This is a genomic window from Pseudarthrobacter enclensis (assembly GCF_001457025.1).
GTDB lineage: Bacteria > Actinomycetota > Actinomycetes > Actinomycetales > Micrococcaceae > Arthrobacter > Arthrobacter enclensis.
Map to the genome: position 1 here is coordinate 1 of NZ_KQ758608.1, position 24596 is coordinate 24596.

Annotated in this window: 32 protein-coding genes; 16 read left to right on the forward strand and 16 right to left on the reverse strand. The window is 63.5% G+C overall.

The features are described from left to right. Positions 1–96: 96 nt before the first annotated feature. Positions 97–1449: a ParB/RepB/Spo0J family partition protein gene (locus AS031_RS18095; RefSeq protein ID WP_058269565.1), complete on the forward strand. Its 1353-nt coding sequence runs from the start codon at positions 97–99 to the stop codon at positions 1447–1449. 282 nt (positions 1450–1731) lie between these two features. Here the strand turns inward: AS031_RS18095 and AS031_RS18100 are convergent, their stop codons facing one another. Next, entirely contained in the window at positions 1732–1959 is a 228-nt protein-coding gene (locus tag AS031_RS18100) for a DUF2188 domain-containing protein (protein WP_058269566.1), read from the reverse strand. Between the two features lie 165 nt (positions 1960–2124). Continuing rightward, positions 2125–2817 (reverse strand): helicase associated domain-containing protein, encoded by a 693-nt coding sequence (locus AS031_RS18105; protein WP_058269567.1) that lies wholly within the window; start codon positions 2815–2817, stop codon positions 2125–2127. 146 nt (positions 2818–2963) lie between these two features. Between AS031_RS18105 and AS031_RS18110 the strand changes: the two genes are divergently transcribed. From AS031_RS18110 to ssb, 3 genes are all read left to right on the forward strand, one after another. Further along, positions 2964–3668 carry an SOS response-associated peptidase gene (locus AS031_RS18110; protein WP_074447016.1) on the forward strand — a complete coding sequence of 235 codons (705 nt, stop codon included), beginning with the start codon at positions 2964–2966 and terminating at the stop codon, positions 3666–3668. A 452-nt stretch (positions 3669–4120) separates the two neighbouring features. Continuing rightward, entirely contained in the window at positions 4121–4387 is a 267-nt protein-coding gene (locus tag AS031_RS18115; protein WP_058269569.1) for a glutaredoxin family protein, read from the forward strand. Between the two features lie 5 nt (positions 4388–4392). Next, positions 4393–5208, forward strand: a complete 816-nt coding sequence (gene ssb, locus AS031_RS20225; RefSeq protein ID WP_228379671.1) for a single-stranded DNA-binding protein — start codon at positions 4393–4395, stop codon at positions 5206–5208. 97 nt (positions 5209–5305) lie between these two features. Here ssb and AS031_RS18125 read toward each other — a convergent pair whose 3' ends face one another. The 4 genes from AS031_RS18125 to AS031_RS18140 all read right to left on the reverse strand — a co-directional run bounded on the left by AS031_RS18125 (position 5306) and on the right by AS031_RS18140 (position 8809). Next, positions 5306–5527: a hypothetical protein gene (locus tag AS031_RS18125; RefSeq protein WP_058269570.1), complete on the reverse strand. Its 222-nt coding sequence runs from the start codon at positions 5525–5527 to the stop codon at positions 5306–5308. 156 nt (positions 5528–5683) lie between these two features. Next, positions 5684–7087 carry a site-specific integrase gene (locus tag AS031_RS18130; protein ID WP_141688865.1) on the reverse strand — a complete coding sequence of 468 codons (1404 nt, stop codon included), beginning with the start codon at positions 7085–7087 and terminating at the stop codon, positions 5684–5686. Positions 7088–7404: 317 nt separating this feature from the next. Continuing rightward, positions 7405–7707: a helix-turn-helix domain-containing protein gene (locus AS031_RS18135; RefSeq protein ID WP_371326000.1), complete on the reverse strand. Its 303-nt coding sequence runs from the start codon at positions 7705–7707 to the stop codon at positions 7405–7407. Between the two features lie 22 nt (positions 7708–7729). Further along, positions 7730–8809, reverse strand: coding sequence for a tyrosine-type recombinase/integrase (locus tag AS031_RS18140; protein ID WP_058269573.1), 1080 nt, complete (start codon positions 8807–8809; stop codon positions 7730–7732). Between the two features lie 99 nt (positions 8810–8908). Between AS031_RS18140 and AS031_RS18145 the strand changes: the two genes are divergently transcribed. From AS031_RS18145 to AS031_RS19600, 3 genes are all read left to right on the forward strand, one after another. Continuing rightward, positions 8909–9226 carry a hypothetical protein gene (locus AS031_RS18145; protein ID WP_176716573.1) on the forward strand — a complete coding sequence of 106 codons (318 nt, stop codon included), beginning with the start codon at positions 8909–8911 and terminating at the stop codon, positions 9224–9226. Positions 9227–9325: 99 nt separating this feature from the next. Further along, positions 9326–9592 (forward strand): ParB family protein, encoded by a 267-nt coding sequence (locus tag AS031_RS18150; RefSeq protein ID WP_058269574.1) that lies wholly within the window; start codon positions 9326–9328, stop codon positions 9590–9592. Positions 9593–9634: 42 nt separating this feature from the next. Beyond that, a complete protein-coding gene (locus AS031_RS19600) occupies positions 9635–9817 on the forward strand; it encodes a helix-turn-helix domain-containing protein (protein ID WP_074447018.1) in 183 nt (60 codons plus the stop codon). Between the two features lie 165 nt (positions 9818–9982). On the opposite strand, the gene AS031_RS18155 is transcribed toward AS031_RS19600, so the two are convergent. From AS031_RS18155 to AS031_RS19605, 3 genes are all read right to left on the reverse strand, one after another. After that, complete coding sequence (locus AS031_RS18155) at positions 9983–10435, reverse strand: peptidase inhibitor family I36 protein (protein WP_058269575.1); 453 nt, start codon at positions 10433–10435, stop codon at positions 9983–9985. A 285-nt stretch (positions 10436–10720) separates the two neighbouring features. After that, positions 10721–11029 (reverse strand): hypothetical protein, encoded by a 309-nt coding sequence (locus AS031_RS18160; protein ID WP_058269647.1) that lies wholly within the window; start codon positions 11027–11029, stop codon positions 10721–10723. Positions 11030–11039: 10 nt separating this feature from the next. Next, positions 11040–11300, reverse strand: coding sequence for a hypothetical protein (locus AS031_RS19605; RefSeq protein ID WP_074447019.1), 261 nt, complete (start codon positions 11298–11300; stop codon positions 11040–11042). Positions 11301–11725: 425 nt separating this feature from the next. Between AS031_RS19605 and mobC the strand changes: the two genes are divergently transcribed. The 3 genes from mobC to AS031_RS18175 are packed head-to-tail and all read left to right on the forward strand — an operon-like array spanning position 11726 to position 14492. Further along, positions 11726–12130 (forward strand): plasmid mobilization relaxosome protein MobC, encoded by a 405-nt coding sequence (mobC, locus tag AS031_RS18165; protein ID WP_058269576.1) that lies wholly within the window; start codon positions 11726–11728, stop codon positions 12128–12130. Continuing rightward, entirely contained in the window at positions 12130–13686 is a 1557-nt protein-coding gene (locus tag AS031_RS18170) for a relaxase/mobilization nuclease domain-containing protein (protein ID WP_058269577.1), read from the forward strand. Before mobC ends, AS031_RS18170 begins: the two co-directional genes overlap by 1 nt. 17 nt (positions 13687–13703) lie before the next feature. Then, positions 13704–14492, forward strand: a complete 789-nt coding sequence (locus AS031_RS18175) for a hypothetical protein (RefSeq protein WP_058269578.1) — start codon at positions 13704–13706, stop codon at positions 14490–14492. A gap of 87 nt (positions 14493–14579) precedes the next feature. Here AS031_RS18175 and AS031_RS18180 read toward each other — a convergent pair whose 3' ends face one another. From AS031_RS18180 to AS031_RS18195, 3 genes are all read right to left on the reverse strand, one after another. Beyond that, complete coding sequence (locus tag AS031_RS18180; protein WP_058269579.1) at positions 14580–15344, reverse strand: RES domain-containing protein; 765 nt, start codon at positions 15342–15344, stop codon at positions 14580–14582. After that, complete coding sequence (locus AS031_RS18185) at positions 15341–15724, reverse strand: hypothetical protein (protein WP_058269580.1); 384 nt, start codon at positions 15722–15724, stop codon at positions 15341–15343. Before AS031_RS18185 ends, AS031_RS18180 begins: the two co-directional genes overlap by 4 nt. A gap of 807 nt (positions 15725–16531) precedes the next feature. Next, the gene (locus AS031_RS18195) at positions 16532–17125 is read right to left on the reverse strand and encodes a hypothetical protein (protein WP_058269582.1); all 594 of its coding nucleotides are present in this window, start codon (positions 17123–17125) and stop codon (positions 16532–16534) included. Positions 17126–17285: 160 nt separating this feature from the next. On the opposite strand from AS031_RS18195, the gene AS031_RS19610 reads away from it, so the two are divergent. Beyond that, the gene (locus tag AS031_RS19610) at positions 17286–17810 is read left to right on the forward strand and encodes a DUF4304 domain-containing protein (protein ID WP_074447020.1); all 525 of its coding nucleotides are present in this window, start codon (positions 17286–17288) and stop codon (positions 17808–17810) included. Between the two features lie 37 nt (positions 17811–17847). Here AS031_RS19610 and AS031_RS18200 read toward each other — a convergent pair whose 3' ends face one another. The 4 genes from AS031_RS18200 to AS031_RS19970 form a co-directional block, all read right to left on the reverse strand. Beyond that, a complete protein-coding gene (locus tag AS031_RS18200; RefSeq protein WP_228379672.1) occupies positions 17848–19002 on the reverse strand; it encodes a recombinase XerD in 1155 nt (384 codons plus the stop codon). Positions 19003–19354: 352 nt separating this feature from the next. After that, complete coding sequence (locus tag AS031_RS18205; RefSeq protein ID WP_228379673.1) at positions 19355–19693, reverse strand: helix-turn-helix domain-containing protein; 339 nt, start codon at positions 19691–19693, stop codon at positions 19355–19357. Continuing rightward, on the reverse strand, positions 19687–20793 hold the full coding sequence (locus tag AS031_RS18210; protein WP_058269583.1) for a tyrosine-type recombinase/integrase: 1107 nt from the start codon (positions 20791–20793) through the stop codon (positions 19687–19689). The genes AS031_RS18205 and AS031_RS18210 overlap by 7 nt, the downstream gene beginning before the upstream one ends. 263 nt (positions 20794–21056) lie before the next feature. Beyond that, the gene (locus AS031_RS19970) at positions 21057–21209 is read right to left on the reverse strand and encodes a hypothetical protein (RefSeq protein ID WP_158505835.1); all 153 of its coding nucleotides are present in this window, start codon (positions 21207–21209) and stop codon (positions 21057–21059) included. Between the two features lie 102 nt (positions 21210–21311). Here AS031_RS19970 and AS031_RS18215 point away from each other — a divergent pair, with 102 nt between their 5' ends. The 5 genes from AS031_RS18215 to AS031_RS18230 all read left to right on the forward strand — a co-directional run bounded on the left by AS031_RS18215 (position 21312) and on the right by AS031_RS18230 (position 24548). Continuing rightward, entirely contained in the window at positions 21312–21893 is a 582-nt protein-coding gene (locus AS031_RS18215; RefSeq protein ID WP_058269584.1) for an NADPH-dependent FMN reductase, read from the forward strand. A 394-nt stretch (positions 21894–22287) separates the two neighbouring features. After that, the gene (locus AS031_RS18220) at positions 22288–22842 is read left to right on the forward strand and encodes an NADPH-dependent FMN reductase (protein WP_058269650.1); all 555 of its coding nucleotides are present in this window, start codon (positions 22288–22290) and stop codon (positions 22840–22842) included. A 189-nt stretch (positions 22843–23031) separates the two neighbouring features. Beyond that, a complete protein-coding gene (locus AS031_RS19615; protein WP_323338713.1) occupies positions 23032–23334 on the forward strand; it encodes a site-specific integrase in 303 nt (100 codons plus the stop codon). Positions 23335–23424: 90 nt separating this feature from the next. Then, positions 23425–23955 carry a helix-turn-helix transcriptional regulator gene (locus AS031_RS18225; RefSeq protein WP_058269585.1) on the forward strand — a complete coding sequence of 177 codons (531 nt, stop codon included), beginning with the start codon at positions 23425–23427 and terminating at the stop codon, positions 23953–23955. A gap of 236 nt (positions 23956–24191) precedes the next feature. Beyond that, entirely contained in the window at positions 24192–24548 is a 357-nt protein-coding gene (locus AS031_RS18230) for a hypothetical protein (protein WP_141688866.1), read from the forward strand. The last annotated feature ends 48 nt before the right edge of the window (positions 24549–24596 follow it).

The window sequence follows — 24596 nt, forward strand, 5'->3', positions numbered from 1 at the left end:
AGCAGGCAAAAAACAACCGGGGGGAGACGGGGAGCTGGCCGGTCACCTGAGCCGCCCCACCCACCCACTTCTCGGACAAGAAGGAGCACCACCAAAATGAACGCAACACCCACACTGGAAATGCTCGACCCGGCAACCCTGACCGTCGACGTCAACGTCCGGAAAGACGCCGCCCTGACCACGGATTTCGTGGCCAGCATCGCCGAACACGGCGTAATGGAACCGGTGATCGCCCACCGCAAGGAAGACGGAACCGTGCACGTGCTGATGGGCCAACGCCGCACCCGCGCCGCCGTCGAAGCCGAACGGCCCCTGATCCCGGTCATGATCATCGACAGCCCGGAGGAGGCCGAGCGCATCGTCACGCAGGTAGTGGAGAACATCCAGCGCGCTGAACTGACCGAAGCCGACGAAGCCGACGCCTACCACCAGCTGTCCCTCATCGGCGTTTCGGCCGCCGCGATCGCTAAAAAGACCGGACGGACAAAGACCACCGTCGAGTCCGCTCTCAAAGCCAAGTCCACCGAGACCGGAGCCGCCGCCCTGGGCAAGGGCTACACCATCGAAGAAGCCCTGATTCTCGCGGAATTTGAGTCAGATGAGGACGCCACCGCCGAGCTCGAATCGGTCATCATGGACGAACCCGACATGCTCCTGCACGTCACCCAGCAGCTCCGTGACAAGCGCGACCGCGCCGCCGCGCTGGCCGCTCTCACCGCCGAACTGGAAGCGGCCGGCACGATCGTTGTTCCCGAATGCGGGTACGGAGAGGACAGCGAAACACTCCGGGTTAGCTCCCTGAAAAGGGCAGACGGGGAACCAGCCACCGATGAGGACGGAAACGCCGTCTACATCGCGACGGACTATCGCGGCGAACACTCCACCGTCGCCGTCGTCACCGGCTGGAAAGATTTGGGTTTCACGCTCCGCTACTACAGCGGCTACGGCACCTCATCGGCCCCCAAAGGCCCCATGACCGAGGAACAGAAAGCCGAACGGAAGACCCTGATCGAGAACAACAAGCTCATGCAGTCCGCGACTACGGTACGCCGCGAATGGGTCAAAAACCTGCTGGCCAAGAAACAGCCGCCCAAGGGCTGGCAGTACTTCACCGTCCACGCGATCACCCACCACCCCGAAACCGCCAGCGGTTACGACGGCGAGGTGGCGGCCGAGATGGCTGGCGCGAAGATTGAAGGGTCGAAGACGTGGGGATGGAACCCGCTCCGCACCCACGTCGCCAAGTCAGCCGCACGTCCCGAGGTTTCGCTTCTCGCGCTGGTCTGCGCCGGATACGAAAAGACCATCGCCAAGGACTCATGGCGGTCCCCATCCCAAGCCCACCGGGACTACCTGAACCAGCTCGTCCTCTGGGGCTACACCGCCAGCGAGGTTGAACAGATCATCATCGGCAGCGGCCAACCGACCGAGGAAGAATCGGCAGCATAAAACCCCTTGCCGGGCGGAAGCGAACGCCGCCCGGCAAGGCCCCCGGCCACTCATCATCCGAGGGCCAGGAACTTTCCAGAAGTCGGGCGGTCCGCCGCCCGGTGCGAACCACAGCAGCTACTCACCAGCGGCGGACCGCCGTTCACGCAAGACCCGCAATCCATGCCACCGTGGCGCGCTGCACCTGCAGCGGCTGGTAGAGTTGCCACCAGATTTCCTTTGTCCGAGGAGAGCAAAAAGGGCCGGCTATGCCGGCCCTTTTTGTGTCTGACACCCGGCTACCTAGCCCGGGACGTTGCGCGGGTCGTTGCCGTAGCTGTTCTTCCCGGCGATCTGTCCGTCCTGGTTTTTGATGACGTGCTCGACCTTGTCAGCCTTCGCGGTGTCCCGGCCAACGGCGACCGCTTCGTCCTTGGTGCCGTACCCGGACCCGAACGCCCGGCCGGCGCCCTCGCGCTTGTTCTTCCACTCGCCGTTCTCGTAAAACGTCTCGATGTCACCCTGAGCCACTGCACACTCCCTCTGCCGATCGGTTCACTGACACCTGCCCCCGCCACTGCGGGGAAGCGGGAAAGCCCCGCACCACGAGTCAGTCATGCGGGGCCTCCCTTGGCAGCTGCTCCGCCGGATGGGGGACAGGCGGAGCAACTGCCACCAAACTAATAACAAGCATGCTTACTTTTCAAGCGGCGCGCCGGTGTCAGCACCCGGAAGCGGTTGTGGGCGCCTTCCGGGCCGGCGGCCCTGCCGCCAGCCCGGCAGCTCCGTATTCAGCCGTTGCTCCCGGTCCGGGCGGAGGGTCCTGTCCCGGTAGGTGATCCGTTGGCTGTGCAGCCACACCCCGAGCAGCCGCTCCTGCTCCGACGTTGCTTCTTTGTGGAGGGGCCAGTCGTTGCCGGCGGCCCGGTATGCGGCCAGTTCGGCGAAGCGCTGGTTCCAGAGCTGTTCGCGCTGCTCCTTCTGCCGCCGCGGGGTGTCCCAGCCCGGGATCTCCCGGAGCCCGTCCCGATAGGCGGGGGAGAGGGTCCCGTTCTGGGATTGCTGCCGCTTGGCCGCCAGCCAGGACTCCAGGGACCGCTCCCTCATGGACGCGGACTTGCTGCTCGGCAACCGGCCCTCCACCCGGTACAGGGCAACGATGTCGGCCACGTTTTTCAGGCCACGCTCATCCTGCTTCTTCGCAGGCCGCTGCACGGTCCTGGCATGCTCGCCCCGAAGGGACGGCTCCGCCCGGGCCGCGATCTGCAGGTGATACCGCACCGTGGCCTCCGCCGCACCGGCAAGGACCGCGATCCGGGACACCGGCACACCCTGCCGGTACATCTGCACCCACTCCGGATCCGGCGCCCGCCGCCTCACCCCAGCCATACAGCCGCCCCCTTCGCTGGCCCGTATGCCCCCGGGAACGTCCCGGACTGTGCCCGATGTCAGGCTACCCGCCAACCGATCCCAAACTACGGCGCCGGTCGGGGTGCTGGAGCTTGGAGCTGGGCGGGTTCGGGCAGAATGGGCTCATGTGCGGCCGATACGTGATGTCCAAAGCCACCGGAGACCTGCTCAGCGCCTTTGAGGCCAAAGAGGTCGAAGGCACCCCGCCCCCGCCGAGCTGGAACGTCGCCCCCACCCAGGACGTGCCGATCGTGGCTGAACGCCTGGACGAAGGCACCCTGGACCGGCACCTGCTCGTGGCCCACTGGGGCCTCGTGCCGTCCTGGGCCAAGGACATCAAAATCGGCAACAAGCTCATCAACGCCCGCAGCGAATCAATCCTCGAGAAGCCCTCGTTCCGGAAGGCCGCGGTGAAGCGCAGATGCCTGGTTCCGGCCGAGGGCTACTACGAATGGCAGAAAACCGACGACGGGAAGAAGATCCCGAACTACCTCTATTCGGAGCAGGATGAGCTGCTGGCTTTCGCCGGCCTCTACGAATGGTGGGCAGACCCCACCGTGCCCGAAGACGACCCGGGGAAGTGGCTGCTCAGCTGCACCGTCCTCACCACCACCACCCAGGACACGCTCGGCCACATCCACGACCGGTCACCGGTCATCATCCCCCGCGACCGCATCAATGAATGGCTCGACCCGGACCTGGCCGACAAAAACGACGTCCAGCACCTCCTCGACACCCTGCCCGACCCCGTCCTCACGCCACGGATCGTCAGCACCCGCGTCAACAGCGTCCGCAACAACGGCCCCGAACTCATCGAACCCGCCCAATAAGACGCACATCCCACTGAGGCACGGGCGGGGCCGCACCTCTGCGCGAAGGGAGGCTGGCGCAGTCGGCAGGGTTTCCCATGGACCAGGACCGCCGCCGCCGACCCACCCATGCCGCTGGCCGGGTTTCTTTCAGCAGGGACGGCACATTGCTCAACCGGGCCACCCCAGGCAGTTATGGAACCTTCACGCCGTGGAAGGCATTTCAGGCACCGGGGGGCTGCCGCCGTGGGGCACCCGGGGGGATGACCACAGTCGCCGGCGGCGACCATCACCGCCACCCAAACGCCGTGCCGGCGTGCCCGAGACCTCAGCACCACAGCGACAAAAATGTTCCAAGAAATGCCTAGAATACAAGGCAAGACCGCTGTTCATTCAGTTGAATGATTGTTAGAATGGAAGTAGCAGGACAGCAGCCGAACGGAACTTTTTTGATACGAAACCAGGTACTGAACATGACTGCTTCACTCACCGCTTTCACGGTTTACACCAAGCCCGATTGCAGCAATTGTGAGAAGACGAAGGACTACTTCGACTCCAAGGGCATCACCTACACGGCCGTCGATATCACAGAAGTCCCAGCGGCCCTGGAGTACATCACTGCAGAACTGGGATACTCCCAGGCGCCCGTGGTCGTGAACAACTCCGATGACCAGGACCACTGGTCCGGCCTGCGCCGCGACAAGCTCGTCCATGCGGCCATGACCCACAAGGCAGCGTGAGGACCGTGACCCCTCTGCGGCCGGTCGTCGGATACAAACTCAGCCCACGGATTCCGTTGGAGGTTGACCTGTTCCGGCAGGTCAACCCCAGCGGCAGGATCTACCCCGACGTTGCGGAACCCGAGTTTGTGGAACCCGTCATTGTTGAACCCTGTGCTGAGAACCTCTACGACGGCTACGCCGTCCCGGACCGTGATGGGGATGACCGGTTCTTGGAGGCGATCCACCGCGGCCTGATCGGGCAGGACGGGCCCTGGGACGCACACACTGCGAACCAGTACCAGCCCAACGACCTCACCCACGACGAATCGGGTGGAACCGGGCCTCAGAACGAACCCACACCGGACACCGAGAACATCATCAGCACACGAGGAAAAGGAACCATCATGGCCGGCGAAACCACGATCACTGTCATTGGAAACCTGACATCAGATCCAGAGCTGCGGTTCACTCCGGTTTCCCGTGAGTTCGGTAAAACTGAAGGTACTCCGGTCGCGAACTTCACCATTGCATCCACTCCCAGAACGTTTGATGCCCAGGCAAAGAAGTGGAAGGACGGGGAGACTCTCTTCCTTCGGTCCACGGTATGGCGCGAAGTGGCAGAGCACGTCGCAGCCTCGCTGACCAAGGGCAGCCGCGTCGTCGCCAGCGGCCGGCTCAAGCCCCGCACCTACGAAACCAAAACGGGGGAGACACGCACTGTGATCGAGTTCGAGGTCGACGAGATCGGGCTCTCCCTGCGTTACACCGCAGTTTCCCGTGGGTTCAGCAAAGCTGAAGGGTCTTCCGCCGGGAACTCAAGTGTTCCTACCTCAGCGTAGAGGGTAGGAACCCTTGGGTTTGGGGCGGTTGTGGGGCATTGCGGTCACGGTTCAGTGTCTGCGAGCACGATTGACGCAGCTCGTCGTGGTCAAGGCGCTAAGGCCCTTCCACATTCTCGAGCTCGTCTCCGAAAGGGTCGAGTCCGCGCTCCCTCAGAAAGTCTTCGATAAAGCCGAACTCCGTCGCACTGAGTTCGGCCCCGACATCCCACGTCGAATCGCACTCGTCACAGCACTGCAGGACTTCACCCGTGGCTTTGACGCGGTATGTGACGACGCGGCCCTGCTCGCACATCGGGCAAATGATGTAGACGCTCATAGGGCCAGGGAAGCACTGACAAGCGGGCTCGTGCCATGTGAAGCAACCATCGTGACCCTAGTTTTGTCGGTAATACCAAATCGCTTTCCCATTGAAACAAGATACGTGTTGGTGCGCGACCTACCAATTGGGGCCAAGCCTTGTGGCGTGACAGGTTCAATGGTTACGGAGGTCCGGGTGGGTCAGGATGGCGGAGTAGCGGGCCGCACCGGGAATGCTGAGCCCGAACATGTCGCAGAGCCGTCGGATGTCGCCGCCGTTTGCGTGCAGTTCATGGAGGATCCGGTCCTCGCGAATCTCCTGGACGGTCATGCCCATGGACGTGTTGATCCACGCAATGCCAACGGGGGAGTAGTCCAAGGCTGTGCGTCGGCTGATGAACAGATGAGGGTTGGTCGTCTTGGGCCATCGCTTTTCACGGTAGGCCAGCCATGCGGCCAGTCGGTCCCGGACGGGTTGGGCGAGCGGGATGACCCGTTGGTCTACGTGCAGTCGACCGTCGTGGATGTCAGTCAGTTGGAGCTTGCGCACTTGACCGGACCGGAGTCCCTGGAAGGCAACAATCGCTGTGACTGCTGCGCGGGCTGGATCCGTGGAGTTGATGGCCTCACGCAGCGCGGAAGCGGGCAGGGGCATGGGTTGGCGGGTCTCGTGGGTGCCGGTGCGTATCGACCCGATGGGATTGAAGAAGATGACCCGGTGGGCCTTGAGGACCCGGAACAGGCATCGCAGTCCTTGCCCCATGGTGGCGCGCGGATTGCCGGAGCCGGGAAGGACTTCTCTAACGTCGTCTGTGCTGATTTCGCGGAGGGTGGTGTGTCCGGCCGCTGCCCAGGCGTTCAGGGCAGGGAGCGACCACCGCAGGTACAAGCGAATGGTCTGCTCCGACCGGGGTTTACTGCGCGGTGGAGTCATGCTGCCGTGGGTCATGACCACGTACCAACGGCCCAGCTCATGGCGCATTTGTTCGGGAAGCCCGGCGATGGCGGCGCTGAACCACTTGTCGACGGCCGGTTCACGGTCGTCCTCGAGCAGCCCGGCCGCATCGCAAACCTCCAGCAACCGCAAAGTGTTCGTTCCAACTTGCTGCAGTTCAAGAATGTCAGTGGCGCGCAGAGGCGCCCCTGGGGTGTCCTGCAGGCCAAGGGCGACGGCAAGTCCGCGGCGGACGATTTTGGTCGCTGTCAGGCTCCATCCGTGCTTTTCCGCGTAGTCGAGGACGAACGCGTCCAAGAAGGCGCCCATCACAGGGTCGGGCGGGGCCGGGAAACCGAAGATGCGTCCTCGCTCCAGATCGCGTGCCGGTGCGGGAAAGAGCACCAGTTGCCGGTGGGCCACCGGTGCGAACACCAGGGCCGGTCCAGCCAGTGGTTGTTCCGTGCGGTGCCGTCGCGTGCCGCGTCGTTGTCCTGCGCTGGCATGGCGGAGGTTGGCGATGAAGAGTTGCTGGCCGAAGCGGTTGGCCTCGAGCAGATCGGCCCCACCTTTCCGGCCTCCAGCGGCGAGGAACTGATGCCAGCAGAGTCTGCAGCCCTGATCGTCATTGACCGCAGCGTTCACGCCGCATGCCTTGCAGGTTCCTTGGGCGTACTTCGTTCGCCAGGCTTTGCACGCCTCGCAGAGCCAAGCGTGGATCCTGCCCACGCCCCAGGACTGGCAGTCCCGACACGCGGCCACGGGCTGAGGTGCGCTGCGGTGGCATTGATCGCACAGCCCTGCCGAGTAGTACCCTTCAGTTCGTCCGCATCGTCGACAGGGCGGCGGGACGAAGGGCCCGCCGGGCATGCAGTCGTAGCAGAACTTCGTCCGGCGCGGGTAGCTCCATGCGACTGGCCGCTGGTCACAGACACTGCACTGGCGGGGGCGGCTGGCCCCTCTCATACCGGTGGCTTGGAACGGTTGCGACCGAGTCGTGGGACCACAGACGGGACCGCACCGCTCGATGATGCTTCGGCCAGTTTCGGCCGGGAAGCGGCTACCTTCTCTGGCTCGCAGATCAGCAACTCCGTGGGGGAGCAGTTCAGCACGGCGCAGATGACGTCCAGGTCTTCGAGCCGGATGGTGGTCGGTGTTCCGGTCCAGAGCCCGGACATCTTGCCGGTGCTGATCTCCAGTCCGGCGTCGGCAAGCCGGCGCCGCAGCTCGGTCGATTTCCAGATTCCCCGCTCTGCGGCGACCATTCGTAGGTTCCAACGCATCTTGTCACTCTCCTGTCAGCCGGGCAGCCAGGCGTTCGTTTGCGACCGCCCAAGCATGGTCGATGTGGTCCGCATGGACGTGGATATAGCGGGTGGTGGTCGAGAGCCATTCGTGTCCGAGCAGTTCCTGGACGGCTTTCAAGTCCAGGCCCCGTGCATAGAGCGACGAGGCGCAGTAGTGCCGCAGTCCATGCGGACTGAGCCGTCCCTGCCACGCCGGCAGCCAACGCTCGACCGCGCCGGCCAGCCCGGCCCGGAGCGCGTCATCACCCACCCGGGCGCAGCCACCGGTGTGTTGGTCACGCCGCTCGCTCGGGAACAGGGGCGCGTCCGGATCCAGATAGTCATCACCAAACTGATGGCGCACGTCCGTCAGCCACCACTGCAGCAACGAATCAACGGAGTTGATCGCCGGAACCAGCCGGGGTTTGGCACCACGGCCGCGGCTGCCCTTCCCGAACCGCACGTGGATTTTGCCGTGCTCCCCGAGATCGGGACGCCAGTCCTTGATGTCGAGCATCAGGGTCTCGTTGATCCGCAACCCGGCGCGGCGCCACAACGACGCGGCCAGATAGTCGCGGGCAGCCGGCAGATACTTCCTGGCCTCGGGCAGGGCATCACGCCACTTAGCGAACAGTGTCTCTATTTCCGGGTCGCTGGGCGGGATCCGGGCGGCAACAAATGCCGAGCTGGAGGGCCGGTTGAATTCGTCGATGGGCTGCAAGACGACGTAGCCGGTGAGCGCATGGATGTCTCCCTGGTATCGGGCGATCAGGAAGTCGAAGAACCTGGCCAAAGTACCGGCTTTGCTTTCCCTCGTGGACCGCGCCTGCCGGCGTTCATGACGCAGATGGGCAAGAAACCGGTCAGCGTCCGAAGGCGACGCCATCCACAGGTACTGGTCGAGGAATCGGGCGAACTCAAAGATCACCGAGCGCTCAGTCCTGACGAACTGGTCAGTCACTCCCGCCCCGATTTGGGCGAGCAGGAATTGATCTACAAGTTCTTGCTCGAAGTCTTCCTCGTCCTGCTCGGAACGCAACGCCTGGCTGAACCCGATGGAACGAACGGCAGCAAGCACCATCACGCACACCCGGGTTCAGCAATATTCCGCACCGATCATGAATATCACGAAAGCTTCATAAATCATGAAAATATTTCAGACATCAATATCGGAGACAAAATGAGCAGTTATGGCGATTATCCGCGCGGAACAGGGGACGCCGCGTCTCGGAAGGAACCCACGGGATTCGAGACAGCCCAGGCCATCGGCTCACCGACGAAACAGCCGAGCCGGGAACAACCCCCGGCACGGCAGGACGCACCCGCACAGGACGAGGCGCCGACTGTGGATGAGGCCCCGCGTATCGGTTGGCGGGGCCAGCCCAAAGCCCAGCAGGAACAGGAAGCCGCTGCTGCCGAAGACGCAGGCACCGAAGGGTACGCCGACGACGATCCCTGGTTCGGGAAGAACGCCCCACGTAACGGCTACGTCCAATAGAGCCTGCACCCTCCATGGATACCCGCTGCAGCCCGGCCCGGTGGCTGGCCGGCTGCAGCGGCGTCGGGGCGTATTGTGCCAAGAGTAGTAAGGAGTCCGATGCCGAAGCCGAAAAAGTTCTCTGCCTTCACCCCATACTTCACCGAGGAACAGGCCGACCAGGTCCGTGCCGTGTTCCTGGAAACGGGGGAGGTGGAAGGTGACGCGAGCGTCTCGGACTTCATCGTTTATGCGACGATGCGTGAGGTGAAACGCCGGCAGCGCAAGTACAACGCCGGGAAGCCGTGGCCGCCTGTGAAAGCCGGCGGCGTGCGCCGCGGACAGCGACGGATGGAAGAGCTGCAGCACCGACGTGAGGAAGCCTGACCGTGGGTGCTTGTTGTTCGGGCTTTTGGGGAGTGAGTTCTTGTGGTTGACACACGATTTTTAACCTTGGCTGATGTCTGCGAGGTCCTGGTGATATCGGCTGACCAGGCCTATGCGTTGGTGCGGTCAGGGGCGTTGCCTGCATTCCGGGTTGGCCGGGGCGAATGGAGGGTTGAGACACACCACTTGGAGGAGTACGTCGCTCGGCAGTCGCAGGCGGAGTGAATCCTCGTCGTCTGCCACGAAGGTGAAGGCCGGCACCCGCGGGTGCCGGCCTTTCCGTGTTTTCAGCTGCGGCACACGTGGTGGTTAACCTGCTTGCTGCCGGCCCAATTCAGGGGCATTCCCCGGAAGGGGCTACGGTATTGCCGCCGCCGGTGAAGTGCGGGGCTAGGCCCAGGAGTGGTCGCGGTGGATGCAGTCGCCGGTCCCGGCGATGTGCAGTGAGGAGATGTCGTTCTTGGCGTTGAAGGCGGACAGGTTGTAGCGGGTTCCGGGGAACAGGCCGCCACCGCCGACCATGCTGCGGGCGTCGCAGTTGGGTTCGGTGTAGAGGTAGAGGATGTGGCCGCTGTTGTTCATGACCGAGGCTGCGTTGTTGTTGATGTGGACGCCCCATCCGTTCCGCACTGTGGGCCCGTCGGTAAACAGTTCGTTGCCCATGCCGGCGTCGGTGTAGGCGTCGTCGGCCCGTGCACCTTGGAAGACGGAATTGAAGTAGAAGCAGACCCGTCCTGACGGGCAGGTTGTCCCGGACCCTGAAGCGCTGCCAGCGGGCGCGCCCGCCAGAAACGCGCTGGCACCCAGAGCCAATACGGCACCAACGGTAGCTGTCTTAGGCATCGTGAGTTTTCATGAAGTTCCCCAGTCATTGTGTTCGCGGACCTGACATCCGGGCCCCACCGAAAGGCACTGGCATCGTTCTCATGCATTGTTGCCTGACCGAGCCATGGGGACGTCTGCCCCTATTACTGCTGGCGCCCGGCTGGTGCCCGCGGGTGCTGTCAGGCTCTCAAGCCAGAGACAAAGAAGGACCGGAAATGTCCGGTCCTTCTTTTGGCGGAGCCGGGCCTTATTGGTGCGTGCCGCCGGTCAGTTGAGTCTCAACGCAGGCGTTGGTTCCAGGGGTTACTGTTCGCTGAAGGAGCTGCCGGTGTTCTGCTCGGCTCCCTGTTCCTGTCCGTCGGACCGCTTCGCTGTCCGACGACGCTTTACCGCCGCCGGTTCGAGGCCAAGTTTCTTCAGTTCCTCGGCGCTCCACCCATCGCGTGTGGCCTGGATGTAGGCGCGCTTGTCATCGCGTTCGGCGGCAACGAGTTGATCCCGCAACTCGGTGATGCGCTGGCGGCTGCGCGCCAGGGCGGTCACGGATTCAATGCGGGAGTCCAGCAGCGCACGGGCCTGGTTTCGTGTCTGTTCGAGGTCGAGGTTAGCCATGGGATCCAGCCTAACGATCATCCTCACGCCGGCAGCGCCGGACTCGCCCATCTCGACATGACGGGTCGACATTCGCCGGATCTTTCTCTGCCAGGAGCTCGGCGTTTTGTGGGTCGTTGAACCAGTCCCGCAGGTAGTCGCCGCAGTAGCTGATGGTGCGTGCGGTGAACTGGAAGTATTCGGGCCCGACGCCTTGCCGCCGCCACTGCCGCAGCTGCGCCGATGAGATCCCGTATTGCGTGGCCACTGTGGACGGTGAGATGAGAGCCAAAACTGTACCTTTCGCTAACCCTATGCCGCGTTCCTTTCGGCACGCTTGCCGAAACTTGGCCGGTGAAGGAATTGGCCAGTCGGAGTCAGCCGGACCGTGGAATACCGGAGCGGAGCGAGGATATGCCGCGAAAGCCGGCTGTGGAGACTTGCCAAGGAAGGACCGGGCAGTAGCCTCACCCAGCCGAAACGGAACGACGCAGTCGTTTTGAACAAGTCAGACGCGAAGCGTCCAGCAGGGCAGTACCCAAGGAACCACTCAGCCTGCCAAAAACGGGCGCAGGTGATTTTTCGGAGCAAGCTATGTGGTTATGTGCCATAACCCGCGTGTTGATCCACGGCCTGCGGCCGGGGATGCGGCACACTCGTGAGTGTGGCCCGGAAGTTCCGGGGCGCTGCGCTGGGCATTGGGGGAGGGGAAACGGGATGACTGAAGAGCAGAAGTCAGGACGGAAACCCCCGAGCCGGCTCTCCCGCCGCCGCCGCGCCAACATTGATGGTGATACGCACTACGTGCGGGTGTCGATGTCGACGTTTGAACGTGCCCAGTTGAAGGTGCTGGAGGAACGGACCGGCCGCAGTCCGTCGGAGATTCTGGTCAGTGCTGCCCTGTACGCGGAGAACTCCGAGTCTCTGGCTGAACGCCGGGCGGCCGCCGTGGAATTCATCGCGGCCCGCCGCTACCTTGCCGCCTTGTCGAACAACGTCAACCAGCTCGCCCGGCACGCGAACGCCACGGACGAATTCCCCGAAGCAGCCCGCACGGTGCTGACCCGGGTGCGGGCGGTCGCGGACCGGATCAATACGATGCTGGATTCGATGGTGCGCTGATGATTCCCAACATCACCAAGGGCACCCGAATGCACGGGCTCATCGCCTACCTTGCCGGTCCCGGACGGGCGAACGAACACACCGACCCGCACCTTGTCGCCGGGTCACCATCGATCATGGCCTGGCACAACGACGACGAGCTGAACGCCGAAGCCGCCCAGGCCATCGCCAAAGAACTGGACCGGGCCCGAAGCGTCCTGGGTGCCGAGATCCCCGGCGGACATGTCTGGCACTGCTCTCTGTCGCTACGCGCCGAGGAAGGCGACCTGACCGACCAGAAATGGGCGGACATCGCGCAGGACTTCATGGACGAAATGGGCTTCACCGAGGCCAGCGGACGCGCCCCGGTCCAGTGGGTGGCGATCCGTCACGGCCACAGCAAAGCCGGGAACGACCACATCCATATCGCCGCGTCCATGGTCCGCGAAGACGGCACGAAGTGGAGCAGCTGGCGCGACTACCCCCGCGCCCAACAAGCCGCCCGGGCCCTGGAGAAAAAGTACGGCCTGGAAGAACTCTCACCCACGCATTCCACCCGCGGCCTGCGGCCCGGAGAACGCGAAGCATCCGAACGTCGGGGAGCCCCGGAACCGGAACGCCGGTCCCTCGAACGCAAGGTCCGTGCCTGCGCCACCTCAGCCCAGGACGAGGCCGAATTCATCCGCCGCCTCCGCCGCACCGGCGCCCTGGTCAGGCCGCGCTACGCGTCCGGACGCGACGACGTCGTGGTCGGCTACAGCGTGGCCGAACGACCCCCGAAAGGCGGCCGGCCTGTCTGGTTCGGCGGCGGCCACCTCGCCAAAGACCTCGCCCTGCCCAAGCTCCGCGCCGAATGGCCCGACAGCCCCCAGGGCGCCGGCGTTGCGGTCGCTGAATGGCAGGCAGCTTCACGTGGACGCCGCCCGGTCACGATCGGCCGCGAAGCCTCCGAACCCGACCCACAACTGTGGGGGCAGTACAGCGACGAAGTCGCCCGGCTCCGCGAGACGCTGCGCTCCGTCCCGCTGGACGACCACGCGACCTGGGCGCACGTTGCCCGCGAGACATCCGGTGCCTTCGCAGCCTGGTCCACCGCGACCGAGGCAACGCCAGGCCCTCTCGCGGCAGCAGCCGACGAGCTGTCCAAGACGGCACAGCTGCGCCGCTACCCGGTCTGTCCCATCCGCAGCGTCGGACCATCTGCCCGCGGTGCATCGCTCATGCTGATGGCAGCGTCGATGGGCGGCACCGGAACCGCCGCGCAGGCGATCATGCTGCGCCAGCTGCTCAACGTCGCCAAGGCCGTCCACGACATGCACAAGGCATCCAACGACCTGCGCAGGGCACGCCAGATCAGCCACATGGTCAAGCACCAACTCAGCCAAGTCGCGGCTGCACTGCCCAGCGTCCCCGCGACGACGGCCACCGTGGATCGCGAAGCGGCAACGGCAGTTCAGGTAAGTGCTGCCGGTCAGGTTTCGGGACGCTCTGCCGGTTCCGTGCTGCCGCCCAAGTACATTCCGGCGCGCACCGATACCACTCGAAGTACTACGACCCGCACGGACATCGAGAGATAACACCAACGAGGGGAACCATGAGCGAATCTGACGGCATCGAAGAAGCAATCGAGGGAATGTCCCGCGTCGGGCTGACCGTCGCCGGCCGGCTGGGTGAGCAGCTGGCCAGGGCTCGCGAGCAAGAGCTGCGCCGCGCCCAGGCAGCAGAGGATCAGCAGGCCCGCGAACTGCAGGCTAGGTTCGACGCGGAACGGGCCGCGGCCCGTGCCCAGCTCGCCCCGGTCATGGACAACCGGTGGTGGGACACAGCCACCGGCCGCGACATCGAACGCGTCCACGAGGCGGCCACCGGATGGAAAGACCACGACCCGGCAGCGCGCGACGCCTCCGACGTGATTCGCGACCAGGTGCAGCGCCGTTACGGGTTGGACGTGGACAACCTCGGCGCCGATGAAACATCCGTAGCCGAGGCTCTGGCAAAAGCCGAACGAGAACGCGAGCAAGCGGAACAGGAACGCCGCGCCAGCCACGACGAGAATGCCCAGGCTGCGCAGCTGCTGGCCGAGGCCGACCGGGAAGACCGGGACCGTGAACAAGACGTCGCCGAAGAGAACGAACGCCCTGAAGCGCTGCGTGAGGAGGCCGGCACCAGGTACGACTCAGCCGAACGCCGCCAGGAACTAGCCGCCAGCCTGGACGGCGTAGCCGACCGCGAAGCCGTGCAGGCACGGCTCAGCGCAGACCAAGACCAGGGAACGCCGCCCAGCGCCGCCGTGGCCAAGGCGCCAGGACGCAGTCCGAAGGCCCGCAAGACACGCGGAGCCAACGGCCAGACGAAGCTCCTGCAGAAAGGTATGAGCCGGTAGGTTCCGTAGCGTCGTGCTCTTGGGGAACCGCTCTTTGGAAACCACCTGACTCTGGCCTGGCATCTTGTCCCATGGTGGGCAGGACGGTTACCGGCATTCAAGTCCGTAGAGGGCGAGCACATAGGTGAGGTCGGTGTCGTTTCGGTGGATTTCCGCCTCGGCTTCGATCCGGACAGGGTCGGGGCCTAGCCGGTCATCCTGCCGGCGTAGCCAGTAGGCCCAGCAATGACCTCCACCGTACTTTGAGTGTGCCCGGACGCCGGCGGCGTAGTTCCCGTCATCCAGTACTTGCTCACGAAGCCATTCGGCGATTGCGGTGGTCGCGCCGCGGTCCTCGCCGGCAAGTGTGCCCAGGGTGATGGTGGCGATGCCGAAGGCATCGTCGAGCGTCTGCCCGAGGTGGCGGTTCAGGGCGGCGATTGATTCGGCGGCGGTCAGGTCGACCCAGCGGATGGGTTCGTTGATACGTAGCGTGTACATCAGGCGCCCGTCCCGCCAGTTGGCCGGCAGCCAGCCGGGCACCATGTTGCCGTTTCTGGTCCAGTCGTCGTGGATCATCTTCTGGGCAACTTCGACGGGGAGGTCGAACTGTCGGGCCGCGAAGGCCACGGCGTCGCGGAAGTCCTTGCCGACCCGGGCCATCGCCAGGGTTTCGGCATAGGCGGTGCGGCGATCTCCGGCCAGGTAGACCGTCGATCCCGGGGTGTCGAAGCGTGACCAGGAGGAGCGATCGGGTGCTCCCGCACTGCGCGGCAGCGGGTTCAGGGGGCCATAGGACGATTTAGCGATCCGGTATCCAGTGATCGGCCCTTCAATGTAGGCAAGGCCGGTACCGGAGCAGATTCCCGTCAACCGGAGAACCTGTCCTCGGTCATGGCCGTTGCGGCCGCCATGACCTCTTTGGCGCGCATGTCCTTGATCGCTTCGATGGGGGAGACTTCATCCAGCCACGGGTTGGCGCCCACAAACCACAGCCGGGCAACGTGTTCGCCCTCAACGCTCGATACGGCCGTCCAGGCGCGGTGGGCGAGCTGCAGCCTGGTCTGTGCTTCCGGGCGGGGCTCGGGTCCGTCGGTGCGGGCCCAGCGATAGCTGATCTTGGGGTCCTTGCTGCCGGCCAGCGCGGCGACCAGTGTGGCGCCGAGCGCGCTGTTCAGCTGCCGGACAATCTCCCGGATGCCCAGGCGTGCTGTACCGCTGTGGGCCGCGCCAACATCAATAGAGATGCTCATCTATCCTCCTTCTCGCTTTAACCCTACCCCTTCAGCTACTACTAAACCACCAAAAAACCACTGTCGAGTCGCGGGCGGGGGTCCTAGGAAGGGCGGGTGGGGGAGCGGTCCTGCCTCATGCGGCAGGAAGCCCGCGGGGAAGATCGAGTACCCAGTACTCGTGCGCTTTAACCCGCAACAGCCTGTACTGGTGTCTGCACTCCAGTGGTGCCCGCATGCCAACGTGCGAAATCACAACAACAGAAGGAGGACGGCCGGTATGACCTCTCGCGGAGCCCATGCCCCCGATACCCGTGCCGGGGCCGACATCGACGAGCCGCAGTACGAAGCTATCGGACGGCTGAGACCGCGCCGATGGCCAGTTGGCCCCAGTGAAAGCTACGGGAAAGTCGACTTTGATGACGGCGAGGGACGCTCCGTCCTCACCCTTTACATTCAGCGGGCACCCGAAGAAGGTTACGTCCTGCACATCGAGCACTTGGCTGCGCCGCTGCGTGTGGACGGTACGCTCCTTCGTCTAAGCCCGGCGCCTCACATTGACAGGAACGCTGCGGATTTCCGCCGGATCGCAGCTGCCCGTGCGGCTGCCGCGAAGGCCGAGGCTGAGCTGGATGCCGCCGTCAGCGCCGCCCGCGCTAACGGGGACTCCTGGGAGGTTATCGGTGCCGCCCTCGGCGTGTCCGCTCGAAATGCCCGGGAGCGGTTCGATCATGCGCAGAAGCGACCGCGAAAAGGACCGTCGACGAGGTGACGAACGCGCCCATAATTGCCGCCGTGCAGGAGGACCAGCTGCGCCAGGTCCGTTCCTCAGTTGTCTTCGGGTCGGCCGACCGCAGTGGCGGACACGTTCTCCCAGCGCTTTTGGGCCCCTTGTCGGCTGATCCCAAGCGCCCGACCAATTTTGTCCCAGGAAACGCCCGCCAGCCTGGCGGCCGCCACGGCGTTGTCGAGCTGGGCCTCGAGCTCCTTCAGGCTCCGGCTGAGGGTGCCGATGGTGTGCAGCGACAGGTCGGGGGCAACATGGCGGTGCCATACGTCAAGGAATACTGGCTCCAAGTCTTCCCGGTCGCTGATATCGGCGGCGTCGGCGCTGGCCGGCGGTCCGGCGTAAATTCGCCTTGCGGCTACGTCCTCGTCGGCCGGATCCCAGACCCGCGTCCACAACGGATCCAGGATGACGTGTTTCCGGAACGGATCACAGCTGCAGGCGACCCGCCAGCCGACCACCTGGGACGGCGGCCGCCACGCGCGCCGCTCTGGATCAGACTCGTGCGCCACCGGCCGACCGTCCGGCGTCATCAGGTCGATCTCCATCCACCTGCCGCCCGAGCCGTACATGCCATCTGCGAAGACAGTGACGACGTATCCTTCATGCTCGCTGCCCTCGGTAAACCAGCCCATCGAGCTTCCCTTCATCAGCCGCCCATTGCTACAGTGACAGTATGAGCCCTGACAACTGTGGTTGACAAGTAGGGGAGTTATAGCAACTTTACTGGCATCCCTGCGGATTCAGTCTGAGCGTATTCATGGCCGAAGCATGGAATGAGCGAGACTTGTTGCCGTGGACAAAACGAAGACGATCGAGACAGCGTTCGCTGTGGTTCTCAAGGAACGTGGTTTTCGCAAGCGCGGGCGCAATTGGTTCCGCATGACTCTTGCAAACGAGTATCAAGTACTGAATCTGCAGAAGTCTCCGTGGGGCGGCGGAAGCTTCTATCTCAATCTCGGCTGGGATCCAGCAGTGTCCCAAGGAGCGTTCCGCCCGGAAAACCTTTGCGCACTCAGTCTCTGGGCCGAAAAAACGGATGTCATTCGGACAATTGATTTTGCAAGGCCAGATGGGTTGGTAGCTCGTGATCTTCCGGGGACCATCCTTCTTGACGCCGAGATGAGCGGTCGAATGCCCGTGGATTCGTTCGTGGAGCAACTCACTAATGTCGTGGTTATCCCGATTGCAGACTTCATGGATCGAACGCCCTCGCTGGATGACTTGGTCCCACTGCTTACTGCAAAACCATGGTTCGCCAACATTGCCTTGAGAGAAGAGCTCAGTCGTCGCGGGCATGAACTGCCCATGTCTTGGTGACAGGCTGAACGAGGCCTCGAGGGTTCTTATCCTGGCCTCATGGTTCTGTCCGCTGGTTGACGTAGCGGGACCAGGCGTCGCCGGCATTATCGGCGTGGATGAACGCGACTTGGTGGCTATAGCCGAGGGCATCGGCGACCAGCGGTGGCGGAGACAGGGTTAGGTGCTCGTCGAGAGCGGTGTTTCGTGCGCCGCGCAGGTCGATGCCGAGGCTGCGGAGCCTGTCCATGATGGTGTTCGGATGAAGGGGCTGACCAGCCAGGGCTCCGGGGAAGAGCCATGGGCTTTGGGTGCCTGATCCTGTTCGGAGGTTCGGGCGGCTCGCAAGGTGCTCCTGTAGCAGTTGCGCAAAGGGTTTGGGAACGGGCACCGGATGAAGGCCGAAGGTGATCCTCATGTTCCCCTTGGCTTCGTTGGTTTCGATAGCGCGGGTCCGGAGTTTGGCGACCCGCACAAGCGGCTGAGCGTAGAGAAGTAGCAGGATTCCGGCTACTCGGTATGGCAGGGATTCGCTGGTGCCGGTGAGCAGTTCCCGCAGCCAGGCCACGCGCTGGTCCTGGGTGATTGCGGGCCGGGTTTTGGCGGTGTAGTGGCCCATGTCGACGCGGTGGTTTGTTCCGGTGTTTTTGATGAAGACGATGAAGGTGCGGATGGCTTTTCTGGTCGTTGGGCCGGTGGCGAGCCAGGTTTCGATGTCTTGCTGGGTGCAGTTCACCGCGGTTCGTTGGTGGGTTCCCCAGAGCCAGTCCAGGAACTTGATGGTTTCGGTGATCTCTTGCTTGGCGGAGTGCACCGGCGCCTGGGCGCTCTTGTCCGGTGTTGTCAGGGAGCGGATGCGCCGGAGGTGGTGCCAAGTGGCAAAGTACTCGACCGGTTTGGCCACTTCCGATGGCAAGGCATTGAGTTTGTCCTGGACCCAGGATTCAAAGCGGGCGAGGTAAGGGTCCTGGTAGGGGAGGAGCCCATGGTGGACGAGCAGGGCGCGGAGGTGATCGGCCCCCCGTCCTGCAATTTCGCGGTGTTCGTCGAGCACTTCGTGGGTCAAGGGTGTTTGCCCGCTGGAGAGCGCGGTCAGCAGGGCTTGGACCTTGGGGGAGCGCTTCCACGTGATGATGCTCTCTGGCCGGTCTGCCTTGCAGAGAACATCGATGATTTTGCGTGCTGTTTCCGGATCGGCGGGGTCTGTGAGCATTAGGTCATTCAGGTCGTCCCGGAGGGCGCAACGGGCGCAGATTCCGCGCCGGTAGAACTCACCTTCAACATTGCAGTTTGTGCAGTGGAAGTCGTGGAGGATTCCGGCGCAGGGTGCGCACCGGGGTCCTCCGCTGATGTCCGGTGGCCCGGGGAGCAACCGGTGCTGGCTGCAGTCCGGGCAGGTCCCGTGGGTGCGGGTGGCGGTGGTGAAGCAAGGGCCGCAGATTCCTCCTTCGGGCCAGGTGGCCCGGGTCCGGCCGGTGCGGCGGCCGCAGCGTGCGCAGGTGGCGGTCCCGGTGGTGCGTGGCCGGCCGCGGCTGATGTTCCTGGGGCTGAGGCCGGTGGGCTTGTCAGTCGGCATCGTCGATGATGCGTGCCCGTCGGGGTCTGACGGTGCGGTTCAGGTCAACGACGTTGGGGGCGCTGCTGCCGGTTTTGCGGGCGCGGACATCAGCGGCTGTGACGGTGATGAGGTCTTCGGGTCCGCAGGAGAAGATGTCGCAGATCGCGGCGATGACCTGCAGTGCGACGCGTTCGGGTTTCTGGTTGACGAGACGGTAGACCTGTGGCCGGGACAGGGTGATGCCGCGCTCGGCCAGGAGGGGGATGAGGTCCGTGGTGTTGTGCAGTCCTCGTGCTGCCATGAGCTCGGAGAGCCGCCACTTGTATTCGACTTCGCGTCTCACCATTGCCCCTGCAGCTGCACGCCCAGGACGTCGTCCATGGTGCTGTCCAGTGCCGCACGGAGTGTGGCGTTGCGGAAGTCGTCGCTGACGAACTGGTAGATCCCAGTGGTGGAGGCGTGTTCGTGGCCCATTTGATGTTGCACGAATCTAGGATCCCATCCGGCCTCCAGCAGGTGCGTCGCATAGCTGCGGCGCAGCGAGTGCAGGTCCAGGCCATCCAGTGGCAGGCCCAGCTCGTTGAGGTAGCGCCGGAGCCGGCGCAGCAGGGTGGATTCACAGATCAGACCGCCGCGTTCGCTGGGGAACAGGTCCAGGGTGTCGAGCGTGCCGCGCCCGTTGGCGAGCCAGTCCTCGACGATACCGGCGGTCCAGTCGAAGACCGTCAGGACGCTGCGGGGTTTGTGCGGCGAGCCCTTGCGTGATTTTCCGAACCGGACCTTGCAGACGCCTGCTTTGCCGAACCTGCGCGCCTGCGGGTTGGTCGCAAAGTCCACGGTTTGCAGGTGCCTGAGCTCGTTGAATCTGAGCCCGTACGAGTAGGCGATTTTCAGCATGACGGCGTCCCGGTAGGCCGCCTGCCAGCCCTTCTTGCCTGAAGCGGCGATGACTTCGACCTGGTCGTCGGCGTGGTCGAACAGCATCTGCAGCTCCGCCCTGGTGAAGGGCCGTTTCGAGGGGCTTCCTTCGTACTCCTGCGTATGAGAGGCGGTGTTCCAGTCAAAGAAGACCTGGGACGGATGCGTGCCGAAACGCCGTTCGCAGACCCGGTCCCAGCCATAGTCCGGGTTCGACACATAAGATGCGAACCGGCGAAGCGTGGACTGGTACCCGCGGACGGTTGAGTGTTTCAGCTGGTGGATCGAGCGGAGATCACCGAAATACTCCTCGACGTGCTCCGGCGCCCAATTCCACGGGTACTCGTTGACATGGTTCACGAACCTGCGGACAGTCGCAATGCCCTTGTCGATCGTGTCGAACTGCAGGTTCCTGGAGAGCTGCTGGTTGCGCCAGCCAGTGAACATCTCCTCAAGTATTTGTTCCTCGGGATGCAGCAGCGAAACAGTGCTCAGCTGAAGCACGCGCCCAGACCCATCAACTGCCACAATTTGCTCCCATATCGGCCACTACACGCATTCACTACTTGAATCAATGATTCATTAAATGCATCATCAGCACAAAACCGCAGGTCAGAAGCCCGTCACGCGACGTAGCGCTCACCCGGCACCGTTCACAGGGACAGGCCTCAAGAGCGAGAATCGGTGAGCTTTGCCACCGGAAATCCGCGGATTTTCGGGCCTGCTAATGACTTCCTTGCGGCTGCAGGGGATCGGGGCGGATTGATTCATCTGATGAGATACGCAGAGTACTAGTTGACATAATATCCATTATCGGCGGTTGGTTCGTCGGGGACAGGGATCTTGTATTCGCGCTCCCGGGTGCGGCGCTCCGGCCCCTGCGCCTCAAGAAATCCACGCCAGACCCCCGCTTCGCACTCATCCAGCGACTGCGTGTTCTCCATCACATCCCTGGTTGTTTGATGCTTTAAGCTTGCAGTCGCACTATTGACGTGTCAATATCTTTATTGACACGTCAACAACATTCCTTCTTAAGGGGACAAAGCATGACCAAAATTGCGATCGTCACCGGCGCGAGCCGTCCGGGCAGCGTCAACAAGTCCGTCGCGGAGTGGGTGCTGGCCCAGGTCGCGGGCCGCAGCGACGCCGAGTTCGAACTGGTAGATGTAGCCGACTTCAACCTCCCCCTGCTGGACGAGGCGTACCCCGCCATGTACCAGAACTACCAGAATGACCACACGAAGTCTTGGTCCGCGAAGATCAGCGAGTTCGACGGGTTCATCTTTGTGGCGCACGAGTACAACCACAGCGCCGGGCCGGTCCTGCTCAATGCACTCTCCTACCTGAACGCCGAGTTCAACAACAAGGCCGCCGGCTTCGTGTCCTACGGTTCCATGGGCGGCGTTCGTGCTGTCGAGCACCTGCGCGGCGTCCTCTCCGAACTGCAGGTTGCTCACGTGCGCAACCAGGTGATGTTCTCTCTCTTCACCGACTTCGAGAACTTCTCGAAGTTCCAGCCAACCGAGCAGAGCGCCGGCACCCTGGCTCCGATGGTCGATCAGCTCATCATCTGGACCCGCGCCATGGAAGCCGTGCGCGCCGAACAGTTGGCCGTCACCAGCGTCTAAGCTGCTTTCACTGACAGGGGGCTCTCCGGGTATCTGGGGAGCCCTTTATGCAGCCGATCCCCTCGTTCCGGTGGCGCCATCCGCCGCGTCCCGCGCCGGTTGTGGCCTTCTCAGATGGCAAATATTTGCGTTCAGCCGGCAGACCCCGAGGTCGCCTGCCTCCAACCATGCCATCTGGTCCGGGCTGCTTATGTTGAGGTGTCATCAAGCTCCAATCCAGATTTATTGAAGATCAACTATCCCGAACGGTAAAGCCATGTCCTGGTTTAAACTCTTTTCCCGCAAGTCCAAAGCGGCTCATTCCGCTGCATCGGCAGCGCCCCGGCTGAGTGTCCCTGCCCGGTCCGTTCCCGTCGAGGTTGCCCCGGCGGGCGATCCGCTGGTGGAGAACGCACTGCCCAGGATTGCCGTCATTACGGGCGCCAGTCGTCCGGGCAGCGTCAACAAGTCCGTCGCGGAGTGGGTGCTGGCTCAGGTCGCCGGCCGCACCGATGCCGACTTTGAGCTCGTGGACATTGACGACTTCAACCTTCCCCTGCTGGACGAGGCCTATCCGGCCGCATACCAGAACTACGAGAATCCGGCCACGAAGTCCTGGTCCGCGAAGATCAGCGAGTTCGACGGGTTCATCTTTGTGGCGCACGAGTACAACCACAGCGCCGGGCCGGTCCTGGTCAATGCACTGTCCTATCTGAACGCCGAGTTCAACAACAAGGCCGCCGGCTTCGTGTCCTACGGTTCCATGGGCGGTGCCCGCGCCGTGGAGCACCTGCGTGGCACCCTCTCCGAACTGCAGGTTGCTCACGTGCGCAACCAGGTGATGTTCTCCCTCTTCACCGACTTCGAGAACTTCTCCGAGTTCAAGCCGACCGAACAGAGCACCGGCACCTTTGCTCCGATGGTCGACCAGTTGGTCTCGTGGGCCAAGGGCTTTGCCACCGTCCGCTAACAGACTCCAGCACTTCGGGCGAGGTCGCTCCGTCCGCGGCGACACCCTGGGAAGAAGCGAACTTTCGGAAGCGGAGCATTTGACGCCCACGGGGTTCTCGTCGTCAATCATACCGGGCTCCTCCCCGAGGCCGGAGGGCGCATAGATCGAAGAGCACGGGTCGCGTTCGTCCTGTCCCTCCTGTCTCCCCTGTTCACGACGACCGACGGCGGGCGGATCTCCCACAAACCATTCTGGCAACATCACTGGGTACCGGCCGTCCGCGCAGCCCAAGCCCGCGGACTGGCAAAGACGCCGCGGTTACACGAACCTCGACACACTCATGCGTCATGGCATATCCAGGATGGCGGTATGTCTCTCTTCGCGATTTCCCGCCGGCTGGGTCACGCATCAGTCCGAACAACGGAACAGGTATACGGGCACCTCATGCCGCAGGCCGTTCAAGACGGCGCAGACGCCACCGAACGGTCCATTCAAGGAATCCACTCATAGAACAGCAGCGACAGCACCTTTCTTGCATTTCCGGTTCGCTCTGTCCTCCCGCACCCAGCGCCTGGATATAAGCGACAGGAGGTGTAACTGGTGAAGACGATTCAGGACGCTCGGGAATTCGGTGGGCAGGTGAAACGGCACCGCCTCCATGCGGGTCTGTCCCAAGAGACGCTTGCCCGCAACATCGGAGTCAGCCGGTCCACCATCATCGATCTAGAGCAGGGCAGAAATGTCTCCATCAGCACCGCCCTGCAGGTCCTTGCACACCTTGGCGCCGGACTTTACTGGACTGCTGAATCGGCAGCCCGTGAGATGAAGCGGGAGCTGCGCAACGGCGATCCGGACTTCGCCATGCGGGTACTTTCCATGGCGGCCAGTTACTTTGACGATCTGGATCCGTCCGGGCGTCGGCGCTTCCTTCGTGCCCGACCCCCGCCCACCGGCCGCAAGCGCTGGGGTACCCTGCTGGCCAGGACCTTCGCGTACAAGTGCCACCAGCATGGGCTGCAGGAGCCGGATTGGACGACCACGCCGCCGCTGGAGACAAAATGGTATGCCACCCCCCCGCAAGCAGGTTTCCCCTGCATGGAAGGTGCGCATGGCGGAACGGACCCCCGTTGAATTCGCCGAAGCAAACATCGCGTTTGATCCAGCCACCTGGCCGCCGCATGAGACCGCCCGACGGGCATCCCTGGGACCGGATAACATACGCGAACTTCTGATCGAGCTCTCCCGTCGGCTCCGAGCAAGGGGCGCCGCAGCTGATATCTATCTCGTCGGCGGCGCTGCCATCGCTATGGAGTTCGACTCCCGACGCTCCACAACCGACATCGACGTTGAACAAGCCGGAGCAGACGGTGCAGGAGCTCGCCACGGAAATGGCTGCCAAACTTGGCTTGGATCCCCGGTGGCTGAATAACGCGGCCCGCGCCTACGTACCCGACGGCGAGGACTCAGAGGCTGCTCTGATTGCGGTTGCCGACAACCTCGTGCTGCGTGTAGCTTCCCCGAGGTTCCTGCTCGTCATGAAACTCGCAGCCGGCAGGGACCGGGATATACCCGATATCGGAGTGCTCTGCCAGGCCCTGGACATCAAGTCCGCAGACGCGGCTGTCGACGTAGCGATCGAGTTGTACGGCGAGGATTCCATACAGCTCAGCGACCGGGATGACCTGCTTCTGATCGCCTCCGAGGTTCTGGAACCGTTCCACTGACGTGGCCCTCGTGGCAACATTCCCGCCGACCTATTGACGCCGTGCTGA

What these genes read in the sequence shown, in the direction of transcription:
- AS031_RS18095 (WP_058269565.1), top strand. Translation starts at nt 97, where the DNA reads ATGAACGCAACACCCACACTGGAAATGCTCGACCCGGCAACCCTGACC.
- AS031_RS18105 (WP_058269567.1), bottom strand. Translation starts at nt 2,817, where the DNA reads ATGGCTGGGGTGAGGCGGCGGGCGCCGGATCCGGAGTGGGTGCAGATG.
- AS031_RS18110 (WP_074447016.1), top strand. Translation starts at nt 2,964, where the DNA reads ATGTGCGGCCGATACGTGATGTCCAAAGCCACCGGAGACCTGCTCAGC.
- AS031_RS18115 (WP_058269569.1), top strand. Translation starts at nt 4,121, where the DNA reads ATGACTGCTTCACTCACCGCTTTCACGGTTTACACCAAGCCCGATTGC.
- AS031_RS18125 (WP_058269570.1), bottom strand. Translation starts at nt 5,527, where the DNA reads ATGAGCGTCTACATCATTTGCCCGATGTGCGAGCAGGGCCGCGTCGTC.
- AS031_RS18135 (WP_371326000.1), bottom strand. Translation starts at nt 7,707, where the DNA reads ATGGTCGCCGCAGAGCGGGGAATCTGGAAATCGACCGAGCTGCGGCGC.
- AS031_RS18140 (WP_058269573.1), bottom strand. Translation starts at nt 8,809, where the DNA reads ATGGTGCTTGCTGCCGTTCGTTCCATCGGGTTCAGCCAGGCGTTGCGT.
- AS031_RS18145 (WP_176716573.1), top strand. Translation starts at nt 8,909, where the DNA reads ATGAGCAGTTATGGCGATTATCCGCGCGGAACAGGGGACGCCGCGTCT.
- AS031_RS18150 (WP_058269574.1), top strand. Translation starts at nt 9,326, where the DNA reads ATGCCGAAGCCGAAAAAGTTCTCTGCCTTCACCCCATACTTCACCGAG.
- AS031_RS18155 (WP_058269575.1), bottom strand. Translation starts at nt 10,435, where the DNA reads ATGCCTAAGACAGCTACCGTTGGTGCCGTATTGGCTCTGGGTGCCAGC.
- AS031_RS18160 (WP_058269647.1), bottom strand. Translation starts at nt 11,029, where the DNA reads ATGGCTAACCTCGACCTCGAACAGACACGAAACCAGGCCCGTGCGCTG.
- mobC (WP_058269576.1), top strand. Translation starts at nt 11,726, where the DNA reads ATGACTGAAGAGCAGAAGTCAGGACGGAAACCCCCGAGCCGGCTCTCC.
- AS031_RS18170 (WP_058269577.1), top strand. Translation starts at nt 12,130, where the DNA reads ATGATTCCCAACATCACCAAGGGCACCCGAATGCACGGGCTCATCGCC.
- AS031_RS18175 (WP_058269578.1), top strand. Translation starts at nt 13,704, where the DNA reads ATGAGCGAATCTGACGGCATCGAAGAAGCAATCGAGGGAATGTCCCGC.
- AS031_RS18185 (WP_058269580.1), bottom strand. Translation starts at nt 15,724, where the DNA reads ATGAGCATCTCTATTGATGTTGGCGCGGCCCACAGCGGTACAGCACGC.
- AS031_RS18195 (WP_058269582.1), bottom strand. Translation starts at nt 17,125, where the DNA reads ATGGGCTGGTTTACCGAGGGCAGCGAGCATGAAGGATACGTCGTCACT.
- AS031_RS18200 (WP_228379672.1), bottom strand. Translation starts at nt 19,002, where the DNA reads ATGCTCACAGACCCCGCCGATCCGGAAACAGCACGCAAAATCATCGAT.
- AS031_RS18205 (WP_228379673.1), bottom strand. Translation starts at nt 19,693, where the DNA reads ATGGTGAGACGCGAAGTCGAATACAAGTGGCGGCTCTCCGAGCTCATG.
- AS031_RS19970 (WP_158505835.1), bottom strand. Translation starts at nt 21,209, where the DNA reads ATGGAGAACACGCAGTCGCTGGATGAGTGCGAAGCGGGGGTCTGGCGT.
- AS031_RS18215 (WP_058269584.1), top strand. Translation starts at nt 21,312, where the DNA reads ATGACCAAAATTGCGATCGTCACCGGCGCGAGCCGTCCGGGCAGCGTC.